Here is a 23,535-nt window from a genome sequence, read left to right as displayed (position 1 = left end):
ATAAGTTTGAGGAAATAGGTTTGAGGATAGTTAAGAAGAAGAGGGCGATAACGCCAATAATAAAGTATAAGCTCCCGCACCGAGAGCAAATGCCCAAAAACGGCTTTCTCTTTCGGCTGGTAGTTCTTCCTTCAAGGCATTGAGAATAATTCCCCCAGCCAGGAAAGCAAACATAAGTGCGATCGCCGTGCGGTCAACTCCCATACCGCCACTACCAAGCGTCCACCCAACAATTACTGCTGTTGCTAATACCCAGCGACCAATACCGTTATAAATAAACTTGTGATGTTCTCGCAAGCCATAATCGTTGACTGCAAAGTGTAATGCCATTGCTAAAGCAAATTGCAGCATCCCAATCGCATCATTATCATCGCGATTGAGTAGTAAGTAACCGATGATGGTATTGTAAAAACCGTAAACAATGATATGCAGCCAGAAGACACTTGCTGCCGTTACATCTCCTCGGCTCTCTTTGCGGTTGTAACGACGCGATGCGATCGCCGCCCGATCCAAACCATAAAATATCGCTAAACCCAAAAGCGCGACTACGTAAATATGGTATCTCCAAAAAGCCAGCCATCCACCTACAACTTCTCGAATGACTGCTTGTGCCTCGCCTAATTCTGGCAAAATATGAACGAATACATAGGCGATCGAAGCCCCACTGCTGGCAGACAACCATATGCTACGCGGAGTCGCGCTCAGAAATCGCAGCCTACCAGCAAATAATTGCACTAATGCTAGTGCAACTGCCACAATCAGGGAAAGCTCGAACAGAAATCCAGGTAAGAGCATTATTCACGATTGATGATTGGCGAGCGGTATTCGATGGCTGATGAGCGTACCTCCCCATTTGCAATCTAATGTTATGTGGCTATAACGATTTAATTTATACCTTAAAACAGATCTGCAACTAAATATATAGCATTATTTATCAATCCGGTCTTAGCAATCGACTGACTTACGGTTGTGGCGGTTAACTGTTAACAGTTAACCGTCAGCGAACTATATAGGCGCGATCTCCCAGATAATTCGTTTCAAGCACTTATCTGCGGTCGCTGCTCGTGGCAGACAATAAAATGATTCTTGCTATCAATCTCAATTTTTCCTTCCGCCTGTAATTTGCCTAACATGCGGGTGATCGTAACTCTGGTGGTCGAGCAAGCAGCAGCAAGATCGCTATGAGTTAGACGAATGCCCAAACGAATACCTCGCTCCGTAGGTTGACCGATTTGCTTAGCTAGCAACAATAACAAGTGATGCAAGCGGCTCTTGGCATGGCGCTTGCCAGAAATTGCTAAAAGAGCTGTTGTTTGCTGTAGCCGTTGGTTAACTTTGGGTAATAATTTTTGCGAGAGATCGGGATCTGCCGCTAACTCTGACCAAGAAAAACAGGTCAGTTCGACTTCAGTTAATGCTGTGGCTTCGCAAAGTCCGAAAGCTTCTATATCTAGGGCACTGAATGGTGAACCCACTCCTGCCAAACCCAGTAGCACCTCTTCGCCAGTCTCGCAGGCTATTACCAGCTTGACAATCCCGCGACACACCAGCCAAACGGTCTCCGGTCTGAGTCGGATCGTTTCCCCTTTCAAATAAATCTGTTTTTGACTGAGATCTAGCTCGTCGATAGATAGATCTATGTTTTGGTTGTGTGGCTCAAGTTTGTCAGATAGATACAAATGTCGATTGGGATCGCCGATCTCGCGCAGCGATAGCAGGATAGTCTTTGGCTGACCCGTTTTCTCGCAGTTAGACAGACTTGCTACAACTGCCACTTTTACAGGCTGGCGATCGCGCGGACAAAGGTGCATCGTCCATTCCTGCGATTCTTCCATACCTTGTAACTCATTGAATTTGTACCAAAATATTTCCCGATCTTCGGCACTAAGAAAGGTAGTCAGCGGTTTTCCGCTTAAAAAGCGCTGCGATACATTCAAAAGCTTAGCAGTCGCCTGGTTCACTTCTCGAATCGTACCTGAGAGATCGACGATCGCGTAGCTATCCGGTGCCAGCTCAAATAAATCTTTGTAGCGCCTGCGTTCTTCCTCTAAAGCTCTACGCATCGCTAAAAGTTCTGCATTCTGCCGATGTAGTTCTTCTAGAGTGACTTGAATCTCTTCCGAAGCAACACCAAGTTCCTTAAGTGCTATGGGTAACAGGTCTGGTTGAAGCTGCGGACAATCTACATCATGAAGCAGCAGGTCCAACCGTCCTTGCATGGACTGGATTTGCTGGACGAAATTATCTGTCAACATGCACTCTACCTCTACACGAAATTGTTAGCGAGCGACGATTGGCGGTCAATGAATCAGTTGTCATTGCTTTGCTTCAGAGTGACAGATTCCCAAGATAGCGGCATCTATCAAAAGGTAAGTACATTCATCAAGCTGAAGTCATCTATAAAAAGGTAGAATTTTTTCCATACATGCAAAGTCTCTACACCGATCGCTTTGTAGAGACGTTCCATGAAACGTCTCTACAAAGCTCCCGACTCCCTGCTCCCTGTAAACTGCAAACGGCGAGCCGTTCCATCATCGCTAAAACGTTGCTGACCGACTCCCACCACTTCGACAACGACTTCTCGCGCTGGTGGTGTCCATTGTCCCTGTCGCGCGTCAATCTCAACGATTGTTTCTTCTCCTATTGTATTGACACGATAGGTAGTGGTTGACCAGACACCTTGACGATAATCAAAGCTAAGTCCGTCATCTTCGTACATCGTCCATTCTCCCTGTCCTGTCCAAACGCGCAGTGTGAGGAGATCGCATGGTTTTTCATCGACAAACTGTACTACGGGCTGCATGGGTATGACTGTCCCAGACCGTACATAGAGAGGCATTTTTTCCAATGGTGCGCGTGCCAGAATATGAGTCGGTCCCGCGAACGCCTCCCCCGTCCACCAGTCGTACCAAGTCCCAGCAGGTATGTATACCGCACGATGTTCTATCCCAGGACGATAAATTGGTGCAGCCATCAGACCAGCACCCAGCAATACTTGGTCGTAGAGGTTGTAAGTCGTGGGGTCTTGGGGAAAATGGTAGAGTAGGGGGCGAAGAATCGGCGCTCCGGTGGTAGCAGCTTCCCAAAATAGGGTGTAAATGTATGGTAAGAGCTGGTAGCGCAAGTTGATATATTCGCGACAGATTTGTTCGACGCGATCGCCAAAAACCCAAGGTTCGTGACGAGCAGTTGTCATTGCCGAATGACCGCGCATGAGGGGGTAGAGCATTCCAACTTGCATCCAACGGGCGAACAGTTCTGCTGTAGCATTGCCAGCAAAACCACCAATATCACAACCAACAAACCCTACACCCGACAACCCCATATTGCACAGCATTGGCAGGGACATTTCCAAATGCTCCCACAATGACTGGTTATCTCCCATCCACACCGACGACCACTTTTGTACGCCAGCATAACCCGAACGAGTCAAAACAAACGATCGCTCGTTGGGGCGCAATTTTTCCAGCGCCTCAGCACTCGATCGCGCCATCATCAATCCGTAAAGGTTGTGAACTTCGGCGTGAGTTGTGGCTGGGTAATTGGTAGTTGGTAATGGGTAATGGGTAATGGGTAATTGGTAATTGGTGGTTTTTTCTCCCTTGTCTCCCCCCTCTCCCTTATCTCTCTTGTCTCCCTTGTCTCCCTTGTCTCCCTTGTCTCCCCCTGCTCCCTGCGGTGCATCCAACGGAAACCAGATGTGCTTACCGTCGTCACCAAAGGGGCGATCGGCGATCGCGGGTTCGTTCATGTCGTTCCAAATTCCGGCTACACCAATACTGGTAAGACTTTCATGTAAGTTTCCCCACCATTGCCGGACTTCAGGACGCAAGAAATCGGGAAATAAGGCTTTATCAGGCCAGACGTAGCCATGAAATAACTGTCCATCTGCTTTACGGACGAAATAATCTTTATCTATACCTTGGTCAAACACATGATAATTTGCTTCCGGTTCGTACTTTACCCCAGGGTCAATAATTGTTATCGTCTTAAATCCATCCTCGGCTAGTTCCCGCAGTAGCTTCTCTGGATGGGGGAACCGTTGAGGACTCCAAGTAAAGACTCGATACCCCCGCATGTAGTCGATATCTAAATGAATTACATCGCAGGGAATGCGGCGGCGGCGAAATTCTTGGGCGAGTTCTCGTACTACTGTTTCTGAATCATAACTCCAGCGGCACTGATGGTATCCCAAAGCCCAGCGAGGCGGAAGGGGCATTCTGCCTGTTAGCTGCGTGTAGCTACATAGAATTGTGGCTGGATCGGGACCGTAAATGATGTAGTAGTCTAGGGGTGGTGTCTGCATTCCCGCTAAGCTGCGGGTTTCCATGCTCCAAGTTCCAGGTTGAGCTGCGCCAATATCAAACTGACTCCAAAAAGTCGTGTTGAAAAAGATGCCATAACCGACTTCTGGACGCAAAGCCATAAAAAATGGAATTGCCTGATACATCTCATCCGTCAAGGAGTTGTAGTCTAGAGCATCTAGCGTCCAATTTGTTTTAACTTCGCTTAATTTATCTAAGAAACCCGTGCGTTCGCCAAAACCATAAAAATGCTCGTCAGCCTCAATGTGCTTCCAGGCGGCGGTTGCACCCATGCGCCAACCCATACCCATTTCAGCATCTTGGGCAAAGGGGCGATCGCAATTGTCAAAGCAAGTGAGGCGACAAGGTTGGCGTTGAACGACAATTCGCAGCCGATCTGTTTTAATTTCTACCGTGTCAGGTGTTTCTGCAACTTCAAAAGGAACGGGCGATCGCTCGATATCTTCGTCTCCTACGACTGCCCAAGGGCGCTGGGGAAAGAATTCACCGTGAGGGGCTAAACGCACGCGAATAAGATGAGCATCAATAACGCTAATTAATACAGAAGACTCACCGCAATCCAACTGGACAGCGCGATCGCTTTGCGATACTGCCTCCACTGCGCCTACAGTTACCCACGGTTGGTCAGTCGTTGGCAGTTGTCCAAAATATTGCGGCATAAACCTTTCCCCAAATCGCGCATTTACAGCAGGAATTCTATCCCCACAGTCAATTTTCCCGTATCTACACAAACGTAGATTTCTTTGTGAGGGAGCAGGGAGCTTCTGAGCAGGGAGCAGGGGAGACAAGGGAGACAAGGGAGACAAGGGAGACAAGGGAGAAAAAACCATCAACTACCCATTACCCATTACCCATTACCCATTACCATCACTGCTGACTTTTGACTTTTGACTTCCGATTGATTTGCTTGGGGTCGCTAAATTAGAGTAAAGTAAACAAATGTAAAAAAACGCGACTTAATTATAATAATTCTTACGACAGTAGCGATTTTGAGACTCCGATCTACAACTTATAATTGCCCATGCAGCGTTCATTTTGGCGAAGAATCCCGGTTTTAGTAACAACATTTTTTCTGGCAGGGTTGGTTTGGATGATGCAACCATCAGCAGCCCTAGCTTATGACAATCCAGAACTGCTACCCGATCGCCCTACCCCGGTCATTGACCTAGCAAAGACTTTTACCGATATTCAGGAAGAACAACTCGTAGCAGATTTAAATAAGTTTGCCGCTGATACTGGCTGGAAACTGAGAGTTTTAACTCAATACGATCGCACTCCTGGTAGAGCAGTAATTAACTTTTGGGGTTTAGATGACAAAAGTATTCTTCTAGTTGCCGACTCTCGCGGTGGTAACATTCTCAGTTTTAGCGTTGGCGACGCAGTTTACGAACTTCTCCCCCGCACGTTTTGGATCGAACTACAAACCCGCTTTGGTAATTTGTACTATGTGCGAGAACATGGGGAAGACCGCGCCATTCTTGGAGCTTTAGAATCCGTTGAAGGCTGTTTAGTCAAAGGCGGTTGTAACGTCGTTCCAGGTCTACCAAGAGAACAGTGGATTCTCACCCTAATCACATCAACACTGGGAGGCGTAATTTGTGGTTTTGCCGCTCAACCCCGTCGTCCAGGGCAAGCTCTAGCTTGGCAGTGGGCTTTGATTTTCTCGCCGTTGTGGGGCATATTATTCATTGCTTTCGGTATTGGACCAGTTGTCACGCGCACTACAGAATGGCTACCTCTGATCCGCAATATCTCAGGCTTTCTGATTGGAGCGCTCGTAGCATATCTCACGCCGATATTTGGGCGTTCTTCTGCTTCGGAAACGTAATGGGTAATGGGTAATGGGTAATGGGTAGTTGGTTATTATTCTCCCTTGTCCTCCTTGTCCCCCTTGTCCCCCTTGTCCCCCCTTGTCCCTGCTCCCTGCTCCCTGATAACTGTTAAACTGGTCTCTGTCCCTAGCTCCCAGCCTTTCTCTATGGAATGGCAGATGATTGATGCCCAAAATCTGGCGATCGTCGATCGCGAGGTTGGCGATTATGACTTTTCTCCCGCAGAATACGAGATCGTCCGTCGTGTCATTTATGCTACTGCCGATTTTGAGTATAAGAATTTAATTCATTTCTCAGAAACGGCAATGCAAGCAGGCGCGGCGGCGATCGCTGCTCGCTGTACGATTGTGGTGGATGTACCGACAATCCAAGTGGGCATTCTACCCCAGATTCAAAACACTTTTGCCAATCCCCTTTATTGCAGCTTAGACGCGATCGCTCGTCCGCAAAAAGATAAGACTGCTACAGCTTGGGGAATCGAAAACCTTGCTCAGCGCTATCCCGAAGCAGTTTTTGCGATCGGTCAAGACCAAAGTGCATTAACCAGTTTAATAGATTTAATTGCCGCTAGCGCAATCAAACCAGCTTTGGTAATTGCTACGCCTGCGGGATTTGTCGATGTGGATGCGACCAAAAAACGCTTGCAGGAATTTGCCGTACCCCAAATTTGGACGGAGGGTTCCAAGGGTGGTGCTACTGTAGCCACCGCAATTTTGGACGGATTGCTAGAACTGGCTTGGCTTGCTTACGCCCCCTAGAAGAGAGCTGAGGGAGCTTCGCCTCAGCTCTCTTCCTTCTACCATTCCCGATCTTGTCTCGGTAGCTGAGGTGGTTCTTTTCTTTGAGGAGGACGGCGCGGAGTACGAGGTGATTCTTCTTCGGATTCTAAGCGATCGCGACGGATGCGGTTGCTGACTTCCACAAAGACATCTCGTTGCAAGAATGGATAGTCACTCACCCAAATATCGCGGCTGGGGATGTAAATATCGGTCACTTTGGTGATATTGCTCAAATCAGCGCGATTTGACAGTACAATCATTTCCACCACTTGACGACGGGCAATCCCTTTGTGACTGCGGCGCAGTGGCACTTGTACCTGGATGGAAAAACCAGTTTCATCTCCAACTTCGACATTTAGACGGCGCTCTAAATTGTCTACATAGACTAGTTCGCCTTTATTGTTAACTGTTTCTTCTCTCCCAATTAGCTCTTCTGAAATGTAAACATCCAAAATGCGACCGCGAAAGAAACCACTGTATTTGTATTTGCGGTACTGTGCGTTACGCAAACTCGCCCACAGTACGGGACCCCACAGCCAATAAAAACCGCCAACCACCCCAAAGGGAAGTAGCAAACCCCCAAATCCCTCACCCAACAGCCATCGCAACAACAACACGACGACAACAGCGACAACAGAAGCTAACAATCGGCGCAAAAAGTCAGAAAATTTTCCCCAAACGTAGCGATATTGATCGCCCGTAGCAATACGAGGAATGAGTTGTTCAAACTTCTGGCGCGTGAGTGGGACGAGCATGAGGGACTGGGGAGTAGGGTTTTGTTGACAGTTAACCGTTAACGGTTAACTGTCAACTCTTTACAATATTTTTTCTAACCCATAAACAAGGGCTTTGAGTTGGACGACTTTACGGATCGCTAGCAACACTCCTGGCATGTAGCAGGCGCGATCGCTCGTGTCGTGGCGCAAAGTATAAATTTGACCCGCTGAGCCAAAAATGACTTCTTGATGGGCGATTAACCCTGGTAGGCGGACGCTATGAATGCGAATACCTTCTGCTGCGACGCTACCTCTCGCACCTGGTAATTTTTCTGTTTCTTCTACCTGGGGTGGGTTAAAAGTTTTCCCCAACTCAGCTAACATCTGCGCGGTTTGCAATGCCGTACCGCTGGGTGCATCAGCTTTTTGGTTGTGGTGCAGTTCGATAATTTCGACGTGATCGAAATATTGAGAGGCTTGAACCGCTGCTTGTTGTAACAAAACCATCCCAATTGAGAAGTTGGGAATCATCAAACATCCAGTACTGGCTTTGTCAGCAAATTCAGCTAAGTCTTGAATTTGTGCGGGACTTAAACCTGTCGTACCGACGACTGGACGCACTCCATAGGCGATCGCCGAGCGGATATTGTCATACACTGTACTCGGATGGGTAAAGTCTACCATCACCCCAATTTGCCTTTCTTGCCCCGCCATCGCCAGCATTGGTTCTAATTGGTCGGTAATTGGGACTTCCAATGGTTCTGGTAAACCTGCTAGTTCTCCTGCATCTTTACCTTGATGCTCTGGGTTACGATCGATCGCCCCTAGTAAGGTCAGATCGGTAGCTTGGGAAACTGCTTTGACAACTTCGCGTCCCATTTTGCCCGCAGCACCATTGATGACTACTGGGATTGGATATTGGCTGTTCATTGCTTCGTCGATCTCAGTTTTATCAAGGGCATTTTAGACTAATTAAGGATAGCAACGTCTAATGTATACTGGAGTGCTTCCCTTTGACACAGAGCTTTTCTTTTGAAATATTAGCTATTGTAACCTAAATAAACCTTGAGAATTCCTTTATAGTAGGGTGGGCAATGCCCACCTTACGTTTGAAATTCTAAATTTTACCGTGCAATTGTTTTTATCTAACAATATTAATGCTTTATGGCGAAGTATCGTAAATTCAATTTTAAATGGCTGCGCTTACTATTTATAATTATTTTGTGTGTAGGAATAGCTTTTCGAGTTACAAATATCGATAAAAAAGTTTATTGGCACGACGAAGCTTATACTTCTTTAAGAATTGCTGGCTACACGATGAAAGATTTCTCTCAAGGAGCATACGCTCATCGAGACAGCAGTATTAAATACTTGCAAACGTTTCAACGTTTCAAACCTGGAAGCCAATTAAAAGATACAATTCATTCTCTTGCTATAGAAGACTCTCAACATCCACCTTTGTATTATGTTTTGTTGAGATTTTGGGTAAAATTGTTTGGCAATAGTATTACGATAATTAGAAGTTTAAGCATTTTATTTAGCTTCTTAGTATTTCTTTGTTTGTATTGGTTGTGTCTAGAATTATTTCAATCGTCTCTCATAGCATGGATGGCGATCGCGCTTTTAGCAGTCTCTCCAGTGCATGTTTTATTTGCTCAAGAAGCAAGGCAATACGCTTTATGGACGGTAACAATTCTAGGATCGAGTGCCGCTTTACTCAGGGCAATCCGACTGAATCAAACAAGGATTTGGATTGTATATGCCTTCGCTTTAGCAACTAGTTTTTATACTTTTTTCTTGTCTGGATTAGTAGCCGTCGGTCATGGAGTTTACGTTTTCATAATTGAAAAAATTAGGTTGAGCAAAAGAGCGATCGCTTATCTTCTCTCCTCGGGTTTGAGCTTATTACTTTTTACTCCTTGGATATTGAGCTTAATTCAGAACTATTCCATGTTTCAGATGACGACGGGATGGACAAATAATGCTTTACCCGCAGACATTTTTAGTCGTCGCTGGCTACTCAATATCGGTCATGTGTTTTTCGATCTGGGTTTGGAAAAAGATCCAGAATTTCTGATTGTCTATTTCTTGATATTACTTCTAATAGTTTATGCATTTTATTTCACAATACGTCACGCACCTTTGAGGATTTGGCTATTTATTATTACCTTAATGGCTGCAACCACGCTACCACTACTGATACCAGATATCATCAAAGGCGGACAAAGATCGATCGTGCCTCGTTATTTATTTCCTGGTTATTTAAGTATTCAGCTAGCTGTTGCTTACTTATTGAGTCAAAAAATTAGTCAATCGAGATTATTGTCTCGCAGAATTTGGCAAGCGATCGCAACTTTACTCATTTTGGCTGGAATCATATCTTGCACGCTGAGTTCCCAAGCTAATACCTGGTGGATTAAAGAAATTAGTTATAGTAATCCTCAAGTAGCTAGCTTTCTCAATAAAGCAAATAATCCTCTCATAGTTTCTACTAATGGTTGCATCAACAATGGTAATTTACTTTCCCTTAGCTACTTATTAGAACCAAAAGTTCGATTAAGATTAGTTGATATCGCTCCTTTAAAAGAGATACCACAAAATTCTGGCGATATCTTTATTTACGGAGATTGTACGGAGCCAGTGCGGGATAGTCTTATAAAGAACAAATACAAAATAGAACCAATCTTACCTTACTTATGGCAACTCAAGTCAGGGGAAGGAAATTGAATTTAGAGAGGTAAGGAAAAGATCCCCTTAATCCCCCTTAAAAAGGGGGAGACAAGATTGTACTTACTTAATCTCCCTTAAAAAGGGGGAGACAGAATCGTTCTTAGCCCCTTTTTTCAACAAAAAAGACAGAATCGTTCTTAGCCCCCAATTCATCGGGGGTTGGGGGATCGAATCAAAACCTACGAAGTATTTTAACGATCTACAAGTCTAACTAAAGTTAAATTCACTCATTTATGGCATTCGCTCAAAACTCCTACTCAAGAGAGAAGATATGCGATCGCCTCCTACGGCAAGATCGATCCGAAAACTAAAATTAAAACAAAGCAATTAAGGAGCGCTTATTGTTAGCAACCTTAGCAATTGTGTTTCTAAAAGTTTTTACTCTAAAGAAACGCTAATTTTAGTAATCAAAATCATTGGAGGATTCAAATGAAGCAAGTAGTTGATAAATTGAAGCACATGGGCTTGCGTCGAATCGTTACCGTATTTTTAGCAACGATTTTATTTGTCGCACTGCCAGCATTCCAAGCAAACGCTGTAGAATCTGCAACGGGAGAATACAACCCTGTCACCCCTGATACTGTCAAGCGCATTCAAGAAAAAGCTGAAGATTTGGGAGATGCGCCAGGTAGAAGAATAGGTGATACCGGGCTAGAAAATATCAAGACGCTGCCCAAAAAGATTCCTGAAGTCCTCAACCTCAAAGCCAAGCAAACTAAAGTAACATTTGACACTAACGAGCCGAACAAAAAAGCAGCTATGGATGAGGCTCAAGCAGAAGTTGAGAACAAACGCTAGAGATTGCTATCTTGGGTTGCGTTTTTAAAAAGAGAATACGGTGCGGAGAGTACCAGTAATAATTGTGCCATTATCTGCTTGATTGCTAGGGTTGGCGATCGCTTGAACTAAAGGAGCGATCGCTAGATTTTCATTTAGGGGAAAGTTATAGTAGGCTTCAAAGTTTGTTTGAGTCGCATCCCCTACAGCATTTTCCACAAAAGGCTGACCTGCCGCAATTCCCGCTACAGCGCCAGGTAGTAACAAATTGCGTAACGATATCCCCACCATCCAGTAAGACGGTTCGAGATCTCCAAAAATAGTATCGTCATAGCTGCCGTAGCCATAACGCCCAAAAACTCCAAGTCGGCGCGATAAATTGAGTTCGACATTCGCTCCCAATACATCGAAATGGCGATCGAAAGTATTTCCACCACTGTACTGCAAGCGTAGAGTAAAACCTGGGTTAGGAGAGTATTCTAACTCAACCGTCCCCTGATAAGGATTGCCAAATAAACCGCGATCTCCACCCTCATCTGGGTAGAGTAGCCTTGTTAAAGCCGATACACCTTCAACCTCATCGCGACTGCCAGAATTTTCAGCGTCTGCCGCAAGATACATTGCCCGTAATGTAAAAAACTCGTTCGCTTGCCAGTTAACAACCGCCCCAGCACCTTGTTCGTCAATCGGAAAGAGAAGGTAGTTGTTAACCAGTGCTTGAGTCGAAAAATCAACAAAACTGCGGTTAGCATAACGATTGCGATCGAGATAATCTGTAGGTGCGATCGCAGTCCCTAAAACAATTTGGAGATTTTTAGCGGCGCTAAAGCTGTAGTAAAGCCGACCCAGCCCCAATTCTCCACTTCGAGATGGTCTGGTCGAGAAATCAAGTCCGCTGCCGAAATTAGGTTCTAATACTCCGGCTGCATTATCGCGGTTGCCGTTACTACCAGTATCCAAACGAATTTTGAGTAAGTCAGTACCAGAAAAACTCGTATCAAAATCTAACTGAGTCCTGTAAAATAACGTAGTAACAGGATTATTATCGGCAATTTCCGTACCTGTAGGGTCGCGAAGGGAATCGCCGCCAAAGCCACCCCCATTAATTGCAAAGATAACTTGACCTGCAAGTTTAGTCGTTGTGGAAAACTCATGTGCTTGGAGTACGGCGCTTCGAGCTTCCAGGGAATCTAAACGGCTTTGTAAAGCTTTTAATTCCGCAGTATACTCTTGCAGAAGTTTTTCGAGAGTCGCTAAATCATCTTGAGTTGCTTGTACTGGCTTGCCATTAGCGATCGCTCCCTCCAATTGCCGTACCACCGCACTCAAAGCCGCCGCAAATTCGTAACGACTCAAAGCACGATTGCCGAGAAATTTCCCATTCGGATAGCCTGTAACTATTCCATAGCGCCAGATTAAAGATTGTAACGCTCGACTTGCCCAGTCATCGGGTTGCACGTCGGATAATTGGGAAACTTGGGTAATTGGTAATTGGTAATTGGTAGTTGTTGGTTTTTTCTCCCCCCTCTCCCTTGTCTCCCCCTTCTCCCTTGTCTTTCCCCTCTGCTCCCTGCTCCCAGCTCGTCCCTGCTCCCTCATGAAAGTTTGGGCTTGTAGTGGAGTTATCTGAGCTAGAAAGCACAGAATGCTAATACCACTGACTAGGAGGGGGTAAAATTTGCCCATTTTTTAACGAAAGTGTTTGAAAGTGACTGTTTATATGATTTACGAGCGCAACATACGACAAACCTCTGAATGAGCCACAGTTTTTTACTTCTATTTGCGATGATACAGTCTATTTGTACGCACGCTAAACTTTTTTAAGTGGGATGAATTTTTGTGAAACAGCCGCTTAGGATTGACATAACTGAGAAGCCGCATCCTAAAGACATAGAATTTATTTTGCAACAACTGCTGGCATTTAATCGCGATCGCGCAGGTGAGGGACATTTCCAGCAGTTAGCTATCTTTTTACGAAATGAAGGCGATCGTCTGGCTGGCGGGTTGATTGGTTCGACTTATTGGCAGTGGTTGTATATCGATATTTTATGGATAGATGACACTTGGCGCGGACAAGGATACGGTCATGCTTTGCTAGAGGCTGCCTCAAAAAAGAAATTCATTTGTAGGGTAGGCAACGCTCACCTTACAAAAAAAACTAATCTACAGGCAGCTGGTTCACGCCATACAGCCAAGCAATGAGTAAAGGTGTCAGAAATGTCAAAATTAAATTTAAAGGCGCTCCTACCTTAGTAAAATCGAGGAATTTGTAGCCACCAGGACCATAGACCATCGTATTCGTCTGATAACCAATTGGCGTGAGATAGCTGTTAGAAGCAGCAAATGTCACGACAAACATAAAAGCAAACGGATTGAGACTCAAGGTTTCTGCTACATTAGCCGCAACTGGAAGCATCAGCACCACGGCAGCATTGTTAGATAGAATCTCTGTGAGTACGGTTGTGGCAATGTAAAAGCAGACTAGTAACCAAAAACCAGAGAATTGACCGCCGAGCGATGCTAAACCACTCGCTAACCACTTGGTTGCACCTGAATTATCCATCGCCGTACCGAGGGGAATCAGTCCGGCTAGTAGGAAGATAATATCCCAACGTACCGACCGATAGATCTCTCTTGGCTTTAACACTCCAGTCGCTACCATTAAGACAACTCCTGCCAAGGAACTGACTAAAATTGGTATCCACTCAAAAGCAGCAGTAATAACTACACCTAAACCAATCGCGATCGCGATCGCGGCTTTGTCTCGGCGCAGCGTTTCCACCTCTCGCGGTTCTACCACCAGTAAATCTGCACTATTTTGCAGTCCGATAAAACTATCTCTTGCACCTTGTAATAGTAAGACATCGCCAAATTGCAATCTGACTTTACCCAAGCGATCGCGAATGATTTCCTCATTGCGTCGAATTGCCAGTACTGTGAGGTTGTAACGCTGGTGAAACTGTAACTCTTTGAGCGTAGAGCCAATCAAACTAGAGTTGGAAATTATCAAAGCTTCAGAAATAGCTCGATTTTCCGAACTTAACTCAGATGTTGGGAATTCTTGCTGAAATTCGATTTCTGGTAAGATTTCAATCCCCCGCTCATCTCTAATTTTGAGTACGTCGCTGCGATTACCGCGCACGATCATAATATCGCCACCCGCTAGCACTTTATCTGCTACAGGTTTGGTATAACGGCGACTGTTGTGAAAGAGTTCCACTACGTCAATATCGAATCGCTGCTCGATCTGGCTAGAACGTAAAGTTTGTCCGATTAAATTGGAGCGTGGCGCGACAACAACTTCACTAAAGTAATCTTTTAATCCGTAGTTGGCGATCGCTGGAGTCGCAGCTGGCTTTTTTCGGTCTGGTAACAGTTTAGGTGCAGCGAAGGCAAGATAGACTAAGCCGATCGCAAATGTAATTAATCCTACTGGGGTAAATTGGAATAAACTAAATTCTCCATATCCCAACTTTTTTGACAAACTGCTGGCGACAACATTTGTCGAAGTGCCAATAACTGTAATCATTCCGCCTAGAACCGTAGCGTAGGACAGCGGTATGAGCAGTTTAGAGACAGAAATATTCCGCTTTCTACTCCATTCCTCCACAATTGGAATAAAAACGGCAACTACTGCTGTATTGTTGAGGAAAGCGGTAATCGGACCAACGATCGCCCCTAAAACAAAAATCTGCCGTGTCGGATTTTTTCCCCCTCGCCGCAGTAGAAAATCGCTGACGATTTGAATTGCACCCGTGCGTTCGATCCCACCACTGAGAATGAACATTGCTAAAACCGTGATGGTTGCGGAGTTGCTAAAGCCAGCTATCCCTTCTTCTGGGGTAATTAATCCCAGTAGCATCAGTACAACTGCTGTCGCGATCGCGGTAATATCTACAGGGAGCCATTCAAAAATGAAGAAAACTATGGCTAGTCCCAGAACACCAAGGGTAAGAGCAATATCCATATACAATAAAATCGCCCGATATACCGTAATTTAAAGCGGCTTTCCTATCGTACTATATTCCGCTCGACAAATCGTTGTTTGCAAAACAGATTTTTTGTATTCTTCTACTAATGTCGGTACACAGTGCTGAAAGTAGAAGTTATGGAATTATTCAAGCCTAAACGAGTTGATGCAGGAACATTGACACCGCAGCTCAAAAATCCAAATCGCGTGCGGGATCATTTAGCCAACGAACGGACTTATTTAGCATGGATGCGCAGCGCGATCGCGTTGATGGGATTTGGTGTCTTAATCGTGCGTCTGCGAATTCTCCGTCCCCCGCTTGCGCCTCAACCTCCTGGTAATGGTTGGAGATTGGGCTTAGCCTTTGGAATAGTAGGATTATCGATGGTACTGCTTTCAACCGCACACTATTTTGTGATTCGGCGTGACATTGATGCAGATACTTACGAACCAGGCGATCGGTGGGTCATCGTCACTAGCATTGCCGTGCTACTGTTAGGCGTGGGAGTCATCTACTACGTCTTCAGCATTCCGTTAGAATCGTTAAACGCCGTTATTGTCGAGTAAGACTTTACATGAAGACTGTACGGGTGAGAGCGCCGGAACTACCTCAAAATCAGCCTTGGCTAAATACCGACAAGCCGCTATCGCTTCAACAACTCAGAGGTAGAATTGTCATTCTCGATTTTTGGACTTATTGCTGTATCAACTGCTTGCACGTTCTGCCAGATTTGAAATATTTAGAACAGAAGTATAAGGACAGCCTCACGGTTATTGGCGTTCACTCGGCTAAATTCGATAACGAAAAAGAAGTCGAGAATATTCGTCAAGCCATCCTGCGGTATGACATCGAGCATCCAGTTTTAGTTGACACTGGCTTTCAGGTGTGGCAACAATATGCAGTGCGTGCGTGGCCTACGCTAATGATAATTGACCCAGAAGGGTACGTCATTAGCTCTGCTGCGGGGGAAGGAAATCGGGAAGTTTTAGATGAATTAATTGCCAAACTAATTCAAGAGTATCGAGATAAAGGTGCGATCGCATCTCAAGAACTCAGTCTAATTTTAGAAAAACAACGACAACCCTTAACTACACCCATAGCATTTCCTGGTAAAGTATTGGCGACTGCTGCTGGATTATTCATCGCTGATTCAGGACATCACCGCATTATTTGGAGTACCCTCGATGGAGAAATTCTCCACGTCATAGGTACGGGAAAACCTGGGTTAACCGATGGAGACTTTACCCAAGCGCAATTTTTTGCCCCCCAAGGCATGGTATTGGATGATGAAAACCAGTTACTCTACCTAGCCGATACCGAAAATCACGCGATTCGCCGCATCAACTTACCGTTACAGCGTGTAGAAACCATCGCCGGAACCGGAGAACAAAGTCGTAATATCCGTCCTTATGGTGGGATTGGTCAAAAAATAGCTTTAAATTCCCCTTGGGATTTGACGATGCTGAAGAATTATCTCTTCATTGCGATGGCGGGAAATCATCAAATCTGGCAAATGGATTTAGAAAAAGGCATATTGCAAACTTACGCAGGTACAGGTGCTGAAGCGTGTTTGGATGGTTTAGTCGCAGATTCGGCTTTTGCGCAACCGAGCGGGATTACCACTAATGGTAGAGAATTATACGTTGCTGACAGTGAAGGTAGTTCCATTCGCGGTATTGGCTTAATGCTCGATCCTCAAGTACGGACAATCTGCGGGAGTGGCGAATTATTCGGTTTTGGCGATGTCGATGGAACTGGTGCTGACGTACGACTCCAGCATTGTTTGGGGATAGAATCTGCGCAAAATTTCTTGTGGGTAGCCGATACTTACAATCACAAAATTAAATTAGTCAGTCCTCATAGCGGTAATTGCCAAACTATATTGGGAGGGGTAGCGGGTTTACACGATGCTCAAGGTCAAAATAGCTGCTTTAACGAGCCTTCTGGACTGAGTATTTTTGGTGCTTACTTGTACGTCGCCGATACGAATAACCATGCGATTAAGCGGGTAGCATTAGATACATTGACCGTAAATACAATGGAATTTTCAGGTTTATGCGCGCCTGATGTTTGTATTCCGTAGCGTCAATAAATCTAGCTACAATGGCTTGGCAGATGTTTGCTAATCGACAACGCTTTCTGCTACGCAACGCATGAACCAACAGCTTAACAATGCTTTTACCCTGTTCCTCAGCTTGCTTGTCGAGGCAATGCCGTTTTTGCTGCTGGGGGTGTTATTCTCTGGGATACTGTTGCTATTTGTAGACGAACGCAAGTTAATTGCGAAACTACCCAAAAACCCCCTGTTAGGTGCTTTGGTTGGTAGCATGGTAGGATTTTTATTTCCCGTGTGCGAGTGCGGTAACGTCCCCGTGGCGAGACGGATGTTGATGCAGGGAGTGCCTACACCCGTAGCAATTGGCTTTTTATTAGCAGCACCAACGATCAACCCAATTGTTATTTGGGCAACATGGACGGCATTTCGCGATCAACCAGAAATTGTCGTTTTACGAGTCGTATTTTCATTAGCGATCGCCACTATTATCGGTTGGGTATTCAGCGTTCAAAAAGATCTGCGTCCCCTATTACAACCAGCTTTAGCAGCAGCTTGGCAACCAAAACAGCCGCACAAAGATAGGAAAAAAACCTCGTCTGACTTATTACAATCAGGTACGTTTTGGCTATCAGGAACGGGAGATCCAATTAGGTTAGATGCATCTGTGTTACAGGCAAATTTAGCAGCCACGCCAGTTAAACCATTATCAGAACGCTTACGGTTGTTATTAGATAACACTATACAAGAACTGCGCGAACTCGGTTCTGTTTTAGTCATTGGCAGCGCGATCGCGGCATTAATTCAAGTTTTTATTCCCCGCGAGGTCATTTTAAATCTTGGTGGTGGTGAAATTACCTCTATTCTCACCATGATGCTCTTAGCAGCAGTTGTATCGATTTGTTCTACAGTAGATTCATTCTTTGCCCTATCCTTTGCCTCCACTTTTACCAGCGGTTCGTTACTAGCCTTTTTAATCTTTGGACCCACGATCGACCTCAAAGGCATTGGTCTAATGCTATCAATCTTTAAACCCCGGGCAATTATTTATCTATTTGCCTTAGTTGCTCAATTAACATTTTTATTTACTCTATTTGTTAATTTATATGTTATTTAAATACGTAGTGCGTGACCAACTACCAACTACCAACTACCAATTACTACTACATGAACCAAAAGTCTAAAATTTACAATTGGTTAGAAGTATTTGCGATCGCTGCTTGGGGCAGTTTGATGCTGAAATACTGGCTGACTGGTAAGCTAAATTTATTAATTCACCCCGATTATTTTTGGTTGGTTATTGCTGGGGGAATTGGGTTTTTAAGTGTAGCAGGTTTAAAGGCTTGGCAACTCCTGCGTCAACGCCGCATATTGCCAGTGCGTCATATCAGTTTGCTTCCGCCTGGTTTTAGCAGTATTTTGCTATTGGTAACTGCGATCGCCGGGTTGATTTTCACTCCCCGCGTTTTTGCCAGCCAAACCGCCATGCAAAGGGGGGTGACAGACTTTCTCGCTGCTACCCGTTCCCAACCCCAAGCCTTTTACGGTTCTGTCAAACCAGAGGAGCGATCGCTGTTAGATTGGGTGCGCACGCTGAATGTTTATCCCGAACCTGATGCATACACAGGTCAAAAAGTCAAGGTGCAAGGATTTGCGATCCATCCGCCGGAATTTCCACCTAATTACTTGCTCCTTTCGCGGTTTGTTATTACCTGCTGCGCCGCTGATGCCTATCCGGTGGGGTTGCCAGTCAAATTGACGGAAGATCGTCAGGCTTATCCGCCCGATACTTGGCTGGAGGTGGAAGGACAAATGATCACCGAAACTTTAAAAGATAAACGCCAATTAACTATTCAAGCCAATGCTGCCCCCAAGAAAATTCCCGAACCCCAAAATCCTTATGAATATTAGGATCTGTAGGGGCGCAATGAATATTAGGATTTGTAGGGGCGCACAGCTGTGCGCCCCTACGAATGTATTGCATCTGTACTAGAATCACTGCGATCGGGACTACGGGTTAAGAAAGGAACGTCAACGACTTCGCCTGTAACTTCTCCGACTTTAACTTTCAAACCAACACCACCAGCTTTGGTGCGGATGTAACCCAGTCCGAAGCTACCCTCCTCAGTATCGGTATAGCTGGTGAGAATACCTACTTTCTCTTCACCTACAGTAATAATACTACCTGGCTCGGCTGGAGCGTTAAGGCGAATTCCCCATAGGTGTTGTTTGACTCCCTTATAAGTATTCAGACGCGCAATTGTTTCTTGACCGATATAGCAACCTTTATTGAAAGAAATAGTTTGCCACAAGCCTGCTTCTAAGGGATTGTAATCTTCAGTCAGTTCTTTATCGGGGACGGGGCGACCTTGTTCGATCCGCAATTGTTCCCAAACGCGATCGCCTAGAGGGACTGCACCAGTTTCTATGAGGTGATTCCAAACGATCGTCGCTTTGTCTGCTGGCACAATTAGGGTATATCCAGGTGTGGCTAATCCACTCCCAACTGCCACCCGAATTTCTACATCTTGGAGTTGAACGAGCTGGTGGTTAGCATATGCTTGACCGATAATCGAACTTAAGTCCAGTTGTGCCAAAATTTCATCGCTTTTAGTGCCAAGCAGACTGAAAATAGCAGTTTCGCCAGTTACATCTTCTAGTTGGACGCGATCGGCAAAAAAGATATAGCGATCGAGCCAATCTATCAAATACTGACGGCGATTAGGAGAAACGATCAGCAGTACTGCGTCTTCAGTCACATATGCAGTTGCTAGATCGATCGTGCGGGCAGTAGAAGAGACAAAAACCGTGTCGCAGCCTTGCCCTGGTTTGAGAATTTGAAAATCGTTGGTACTTTGGTTGTGTAAAAAGCGAATGCGGTCTTCATCGGTAACGCGGATGATTCCCCAGTGGGAGCGATCGCAGATTGCTACCCCTTCCCTTACTGCTTGCTTAGCTGCTACATCGTTGCCAAAACTCACCGGAATTTTGTCTCCGGCAATTTCCTCAAAAACCGCTCCCGCCGCCGCTTGAACTACCTGTAACTTTTCTCTCATCATATTTTTATGTAATGGGTAATGGGGAAATCAAAAGTTAAAAGTTAAAAGTCAAAATTCACTACTCATTACTCACTACTTAATACTCGCTCCTCACCCCTGACTCCTCACTCCTCACTAAATCTTCGGTAAACTACTAAAGACTTGTTCGACTGCTGCACCTGCTTTAGTATCTAAACGCTGCCAGTCTACCTCGCCAGTTTCATCAATCAAGCTAGTGTCAATTTCTACCGAACTATGACTGGATGTCAAGTCTGCATTGTATTGCTGAAAGCAAACCTGATAGCACAGTTCCCACAGATCGAAATTATACTGTTGGTCTTGGTTTTGTAGAGATAACTGATATCCTGGCTGGGGAGTCGGAAGGTTGGCGATCGCCTGTTCTATTTCTGCCGTGCGTTCTGGAGAAGCAGCATCCAATTCTTGCAATAGCAGGATTACTCTAGTTTTCATTTCCTCTGTCGTGTCTGGAGACCAGATTAATACGTTCTCGTAAGTCCCCTGCCACGCTGATTCGTCCAAATGCTTGCGAATGTGGTCGATGATGCGAATAAAAGCAGGTTGCATTAAGAGTTCTGCCTGTTGCCATGCAACTGGATCGGTAATTCTCGGTGGCATGGGTATTCTCCCGCGATGTGGAATAGATATCAACGCGATGCGATCGCGCTGCCGATTCCTTCATGCTACCGTAAGCACCAGCAGAATTAATGCGAGGGGACGTGGAGCGATCGCCATTGGGTATCAAATCTAAGCAGTAGGTTAAACAAAGCTTGAGTGGTTTCTAATAGTAACATTGAGAGTGGCACTAGTAAGAAGAGCCAATTCAACAAACTTACAACCACAAAAATACTAACAAATACTATCCGCAGAAAAATATTAATTTGTCTCAAAAAATCCCTATAGTTAAATACAAAATTATAGAGCGAGTATCTCAACTTCAAAGCTTCTACTATGCCCGTGCGTGCCTGTTCTTGTTCGGGATCGAGTCGCAACGATTCGCGAAAACATCGTTCAGCCAAATCTCTATTCCGACAATATAAATATACCCAACCTTTAATCGCATAAGCAGCTGAATTTTCGGGGTCTTGAAAGATTGCTGCATCCAATGTGGTTTGTGCTTCTTGATAGCGGCGTAGGCGTAATAAAGCCATAGCACGAAGATTGAGACACAATACATGCTCGGCATCCAAGCTCAATCCCTGTTCCGCACTGAATAATGCGCGATCGCGATCGCCTTGTGCCAATTGAATGACTGACAATAAAGCAAAATAATCGGCAATTTCTGGTTCTAACCGAATTGCTTCTTGGACTACTTTCTTGGCTGGCTTAAGTTGCTTTTGAATATAGAGAATCTTAGCTAAATTATAATGAGTATCAGATAAATCAGGAGCTAAATATACTGCTCGCTTTGCTGCTTGAGTTGCCTCTCGATCTCGATTCATTTCTATTAAGCATATACTTAACAAAGCATGAGCAAAAGAACTATTTGGATCGGTCGCTAATTGGCGCTCAATTTCTATTGCTGCTAATTTGTAGCGCGATTGCTCGATTAAAATTAATGCTTTATCTAAATTTACAAACATAAAAATTATTGCCGTTACATATATCCGGTAGGGCGCGTTGATTAACGCATCCTACTACAAATTTTAGCTAATCTTTAAAAGATTAAACTTAAAATAGCTTGTTTTTATCTTTTGTTTGTTGTAAATAATTCAAAATATCATCATAAATGCCATTTTCGTTAGCATAAGTGGCATAGTTCCGAGCAGTGGCAAACCATTCCGTAACGGAAGGATGAATTAATTCGACTGCGGCTAGGAAATCTCTAGTTGTTAAAGGTTTAGGTATCCCTTGCTTAATTGCTAACTGTAGCTTTCTGTCTATAGCTAAATCTACAACTGCCTTTAAATCTGCTCCAGAAAAGTTGACAGTTTTTTTACTTAAATAATCGTAGTCAATATCTTCAATTGGTTTATGACGGCAGAGAATACGCAAAATATGTGTTCTGGCGTGGCGATCGGGTGGTGGAACAAACATAATGCGATCGAAGCGTCCTGGTCTGCGAAAGGCTGAATCTAAATGCCAGGGAGCGTTAGTAGCAGCTAAAATCAAAATGCCATCATTAGGACTTTCTACACCATCTAATTCGGCAAGAAACTGATTGACAATTTGGCGACCGCTACTATATCGCATATCAGTGCGTTTGGCAGCTAGAGCATCGACTTCATCGAAAAAAAGCACGCAAGGCTTAGATCGTCGTGCTTGCTCGAACAATTCGTGTAAGTTCTTTTCACTACTCCCCAGCCACATATCCAAGACATCATTGATACCTATAGATAAAAATCTCGCTTTAATTTCTCCAGCTGTAGCTCTGGCTAAATAAGTTTTACCGCAACCAGGAGGACCATACATTAATACTCCTCCTCCAATTCGTTGACCGTAAGCTTGATAAATTTCTGGATGCGCTAATGGATGAACAATCTTCAGCCGAATTTCTTCCTTAATGGCATCCATACCACCAACGTCTTGAAAAGTAATTGATGGTTGTTCTAAAGGTGCTTCAACCGCAGTACTAACATCTAATTCGTACTCCGGTAGTTTGTATTCTGAAGATTTAGATTTTGGTGATTTGTACTCTGAAACAGAAATTTTATCAGTGGATACATCGGTATTGCCAAGCCGCTCCGCCAAGATAGGATCGTTCATTTCTGGATCGAGTGCAACAGCTATATGAAAATGTACGGATGCATTGGTAGTATCGCCAGCGTGCAGCAGCAAACGAGCGTAGAATAGATGCACAATAGCCGGAGGTTCAGCGCTTTTCAGCAACTGTTCGACCAGCACCATTGCTTGTGAATTTTTGCCTTGGTGATAAAAAGCAGAAGCCAAATTGAATTGTAGAAAATGGTTTTCAGGCATCAATGACAGAGCAAGGCGATACTCTTGTTCTGCCTCCTCAAATTGCCCTAATTCCATGAGAATATCTGCCAAATGTTGGCGGAGCGGTAGATTATCGGGCGAAACAAGCAAGGCTGCACGCAAAGCCCGCAGAGTATCTTCACTACTAGTCATAAATGCTTCTGATTCATCTCTAATATAAGATGCCCAGATCGAATCAGAAATATTACATTAGTGAGGAGTGAGGAGTGAGGAGTGAGGAGTGAGGAGTGCGTGGTATGTGATGAATAGGGTGTGGGGTGTAGGGTGTAGGGGGAATTCGGAATTCGGAATTAGTGCGTGAATACGTGAATTTTGAGTTGCTTCCTCTGCTTTCTTCCTCGACTCCTGACTCCTGA

Annotated in this window: 21 protein-coding genes; 10 read left to right on the top strand and 11 right to left on the bottom strand. The window is 44.8% G+C overall.

Annotated elements, in window-relative coordinates:
- Positions 1-30: 30 nt before the first annotated feature.
- The 3 genes from M5J74_RS06425 to M5J74_RS06415 all read right to left on the bottom strand — a co-directional run bounded on the left by M5J74_RS06425 (position 31) and on the right by M5J74_RS06415 (position 4,984).
- Positions 31-795 carry a hypothetical protein gene (locus M5J74_RS06425; RefSeq protein ID WP_250016033.1) on the bottom strand — a complete coding sequence of 255 codons (765 nt, stop codon included), beginning with the start codon at positions 793-795 and terminating at the stop codon, positions 31-33.
- Positions 796-1,037: 242 nt separating this feature from the next.
- The gene (locus M5J74_RS06420) at positions 1,038-2,255 is read right to left on the bottom strand and encodes a helix-turn-helix domain-containing protein (protein ID WP_250016031.1); all 1,218 of its coding nucleotides are present in this window, start codon (positions 2,253-2,255) and stop codon (positions 1,038-1,040) included.
- Positions 2,256-2,476: 221 nt separating this feature from the next.
- Positions 2,477-4,984: a glycoside hydrolase family 31 protein gene (locus M5J74_RS06415; RefSeq protein WP_250016029.1), complete on the bottom strand. Its 2,508-nt coding sequence runs from the start codon at positions 4,982-4,984 to the stop codon at positions 2,477-2,479.
- 86 nt (positions 4,985-5,070) lie between these two features.
- Between M5J74_RS06415 and M5J74_RS32550 the strand changes: the two genes are divergently transcribed.
- The 3 genes from M5J74_RS32550 (at position 5,071) to M5J74_RS06405 (ending at position 6,915) form a co-directional block, all read left to right on the top strand.
- Positions 5,071-5,202 (top strand): hypothetical protein, encoded by a 132-nt coding sequence (locus tag M5J74_RS32550; protein WP_256498698.1) that lies wholly within the window; start codon positions 5,071-5,073, stop codon positions 5,200-5,202.
- 144 nt (positions 5,203-5,346) lie between these two features.
- Positions 5,347-6,153 carry a TPM domain-containing protein gene (locus M5J74_RS06410; RefSeq protein WP_106216248.1) on the top strand — a complete coding sequence of 269 codons (807 nt, stop codon included), beginning with the start codon at positions 5,347-5,349 and terminating at the stop codon, positions 6,151-6,153.
- A 150-nt stretch (positions 6,154-6,303) separates the two neighbouring features.
- The gene (locus M5J74_RS06405) at positions 6,304-6,915 is read left to right on the top strand and encodes a precorrin-8X methylmutase (protein ID WP_250016027.1); all 612 of its coding nucleotides are present in this window, start codon (positions 6,304-6,306) and stop codon (positions 6,913-6,915) included.
- A gap of 38 nt (positions 6,916-6,953) precedes the next feature.
- Here M5J74_RS06405 and M5J74_RS06400 read toward each other — a convergent pair whose 3' ends face one another.
- Positions 6,954-7,691, bottom strand: coding sequence for a phosphate ABC transporter permease (locus tag M5J74_RS06400; protein ID WP_250016025.1), 738 nt, complete (start codon positions 7,689-7,691; stop codon positions 6,954-6,956).
- A 60-nt stretch (positions 7,692-7,751) separates the two neighbouring features.
- A complete protein-coding gene (gene dapB, locus M5J74_RS06395) occupies positions 7,752-8,582 on the bottom strand; it encodes a 4-hydroxy-tetrahydrodipicolinate reductase (RefSeq protein ID WP_015153306.1) in 831 nt (276 codons plus the stop codon).
- A 234-nt stretch (positions 8,583-8,816) separates the two neighbouring features.
- On the opposite strand from dapB, the gene M5J74_RS06390 reads away from it, so the two are divergent.
- Together M5J74_RS06390 and M5J74_RS06385 are read left to right on the top strand one after the other, a co-directional pair.
- Complete coding sequence (locus tag M5J74_RS06390; protein WP_250016017.1) at positions 8,817-10,379, top strand: glycosyltransferase family 39 protein; 1,563 nt, start codon at positions 8,817-8,819, stop codon at positions 10,377-10,379.
- 432 nt (positions 10,380-10,811) lie between these two features.
- Positions 10,812-11,180 (top strand): hypothetical protein, encoded by a 369-nt coding sequence (locus M5J74_RS06385; RefSeq protein WP_015153304.1) that lies wholly within the window; start codon positions 10,812-10,814, stop codon positions 11,178-11,180.
- 24 nt (positions 11,181-11,204) lie between these two features.
- Here M5J74_RS06385 and M5J74_RS06380 read toward each other — a convergent pair whose 3' ends face one another.
- Entirely contained in the window at positions 11,205-12,845 is a 1,641-nt protein-coding gene (locus M5J74_RS06380) for an iron uptake porin (protein ID WP_250016015.1), read from the bottom strand.
- 153 nt (positions 12,846-12,998) lie between these two features.
- Here M5J74_RS06380 and M5J74_RS06375 point away from each other — a divergent pair, with 153 nt between their 5' ends.
- Positions 12,999-13,361: a GNAT family N-acetyltransferase gene (locus tag M5J74_RS06375; RefSeq protein WP_250016013.1), complete on the top strand. Its 363-nt coding sequence runs from the start codon at positions 12,999-13,001 to the stop codon at positions 13,359-13,361.
- Here M5J74_RS06375 and M5J74_RS06370 read toward each other — a convergent pair.
- Complete coding sequence (locus M5J74_RS06370; protein ID WP_371933990.1) at positions 13,318-15,132, bottom strand: SLC13 family permease; 1,815 nt, start codon at positions 15,130-15,132, stop codon at positions 13,318-13,320. The two genes, M5J74_RS06375 and M5J74_RS06370, sit on opposite strands and share 44 nt — an antisense overlap.
- A gap of 135 nt (positions 15,133-15,267) precedes the next feature.
- On the opposite strand from M5J74_RS06370, the gene M5J74_RS06365 reads away from it, so the two are divergent.
- The 4 genes from M5J74_RS06365 (at position 15,268) to M5J74_RS06350 (ending at position 19,094) form a co-directional block, all read left to right on the top strand.
- Positions 15,268-15,696, top strand: a complete 429-nt coding sequence (locus tag M5J74_RS06365) for a YidH family protein (protein ID WP_041462864.1) — start codon at positions 15,268-15,270, stop codon at positions 15,694-15,696.
- An 8-nt stretch (positions 15,697-15,704) separates the two neighbouring features.
- Positions 15,705-17,213, top strand: coding sequence for a thioredoxin-like domain-containing protein (locus tag M5J74_RS06360; protein WP_250016009.1), 1,509 nt, complete (start codon positions 15,705-15,707; stop codon positions 17,211-17,213).
- A gap of 70 nt (positions 17,214-17,283) precedes the next feature.
- A complete protein-coding gene (locus tag M5J74_RS06355; protein WP_250016001.1) occupies positions 17,284-18,300 on the top strand; it encodes a permease in 1,017 nt (338 codons plus the stop codon).
- A gap of 50 nt (positions 18,301-18,350) precedes the next feature.
- On the top strand, positions 18,351-19,094 hold the full coding sequence (locus tag M5J74_RS06350; RefSeq protein ID WP_106216254.1) for a TIGR03943 family protein: 744 nt from the start codon (positions 18,351-18,353) through the stop codon (positions 19,092-19,094).
- 56 nt (positions 19,095-19,150) lie between these two features.
- On the opposite strand, the gene M5J74_RS06345 is transcribed toward M5J74_RS06350, so the two are convergent.
- The 4 genes from M5J74_RS06345 to M5J74_RS06330 form a co-directional block, all read right to left on the bottom strand.
- A complete protein-coding gene (locus tag M5J74_RS06345; RefSeq protein ID WP_371934012.1) occupies positions 19,151-20,239 on the bottom strand; it encodes a folate-binding protein YgfZ in 1,089 nt (362 codons plus the stop codon).
- A gap of 117 nt (positions 20,240-20,356) precedes the next feature.
- The gene (locus M5J74_RS06340; protein ID WP_015153295.1) at positions 20,357-20,857 is read right to left on the bottom strand and encodes a hypothetical protein; all 501 of its coding nucleotides are present in this window, start codon (positions 20,855-20,857) and stop codon (positions 20,357-20,359) included.
- Positions 20,858-20,943: 86 nt separating this feature from the next.
- Entirely contained in the window at positions 20,944-21,822 is an 879-nt protein-coding gene (locus M5J74_RS06335) for a tetratricopeptide repeat protein (RefSeq protein ID WP_250015996.1), read from the bottom strand.
- Positions 21,823-21,910: 88 nt separating this feature from the next.
- Positions 21,911-23,311: an AAA family ATPase gene (locus M5J74_RS06330; RefSeq protein ID WP_250015994.1), complete on the bottom strand. Its 1,401-nt coding sequence runs from the start codon at positions 23,309-23,311 to the stop codon at positions 21,911-21,913.
- Positions 23,312-23,535: the final 224 nt, after the last annotated feature.

Source organism: Chroococcidiopsis sp. CCNUC1 (assembly GCF_023546805.1).
In the GTDB taxonomy this organism is placed as follows: Bacteria; Cyanobacteriota; Cyanobacteriia; order Cyanobacteriales; family Chroococcidiopsidaceae; genus Chroococcidiopsis; species Chroococcidiopsis thermalis.
Note: the sequence above shows the minus strand (reverse complement) of the source record. Positions and strands in the feature narration are given on the sequence as shown.

Coding starts and splice junctions, on each gene's coding strand:
- dapB (WP_015153306.1), bottom strand. CDS start 8,582: ATGAACAGCCAATATCCAATCCCAGTAGTCATCAATGGTGCTGCGGGC.
- M5J74_RS06400 (WP_250016025.1), bottom strand. CDS start 7,691: ATGCTCGTCCCACTCACGCGCCAGAAGTTTGAACAACTCATTCCTCGT.
- M5J74_RS06380 (WP_250016015.1), bottom strand. CDS start 12,845: ATGGGCAAATTTTACCCCCTCCTAGTCAGTGGTATTAGCATTCTGTGC.
- M5J74_RS06335 (WP_250015996.1), bottom strand. CDS start 21,822: ATGTTTGTAAATTTAGATAAAGCATTAATTTTAATCGAGCAATCGCGC.
- M5J74_RS06330 (WP_250015994.1), bottom strand. CDS start 23,311: ATGACTAGTAGTGAAGATACTCTGCGGGCTTTGCGTGCAGCCTTGCTT.
- M5J74_RS06350 (WP_106216254.1), top strand. CDS start 18,351: ATGAACCAAAAGTCTAAAATTTACAATTGGTTAGAAGTATTTGCGATC.
- M5J74_RS06385 (WP_015153304.1), top strand. CDS start 10,812: ATGAAGCAAGTAGTTGATAAATTGAAGCACATGGGCTTGCGTCGAATC.
- M5J74_RS06410 (WP_106216248.1), top strand. CDS start 5,347: ATGCAGCGTTCATTTTGGCGAAGAATCCCGGTTTTAGTAACAACATTT.
- M5J74_RS06355 (WP_250016001.1), top strand. CDS start 17,284: ATGAACCAACAGCTTAACAATGCTTTTACCCTGTTCCTCAGCTTGCTT.
- M5J74_RS06365 (WP_041462864.1), top strand. CDS start 15,268: ATGGAATTATTCAAGCCTAAACGAGTTGATGCAGGAACATTGACACCG.
- M5J74_RS06345 (WP_371934012.1), bottom strand. CDS start 20,239: ATGAGAGAAAAGTTACAGGTAGTTCAAGCGGCGGCGGGAGCGGTTTTT.
- M5J74_RS06405 (WP_250016027.1), top strand. CDS start 6,304: ATGGAATGGCAGATGATTGATGCCCAAAATCTGGCGATCGTCGATCGC.
- M5J74_RS06420 (WP_250016031.1), bottom strand. CDS start 2,255: ATGTTGACAGATAATTTCGTCCAGCAAATCCAGTCCATGCAAGGACGG.
- M5J74_RS06390 (WP_250016017.1), top strand. CDS start 8,817: ATGGCGAAGTATCGTAAATTCAATTTTAAATGGCTGCGCTTACTATTT.
- M5J74_RS06340 (WP_015153295.1), bottom strand. CDS start 20,857: ATGCCACCGAGAATTACCGATCCAGTTGCATGGCAACAGGCAGAACTC.
- M5J74_RS06360 (WP_250016009.1), top strand. CDS start 15,705: ATGAAGACTGTACGGGTGAGAGCGCCGGAACTACCTCAAAATCAGCCT.
- M5J74_RS06415 (WP_250016029.1), bottom strand. CDS start 4,984: ATGCCGCAATATTTTGGACAACTGCCAACGACTGACCAACCGTGGGTA.
- M5J74_RS06425 (WP_250016033.1), bottom strand. CDS start 795: ATGCTCTTACCTGGATTTCTGTTCGAGCTTTCCCTGATTGTGGCAGTT.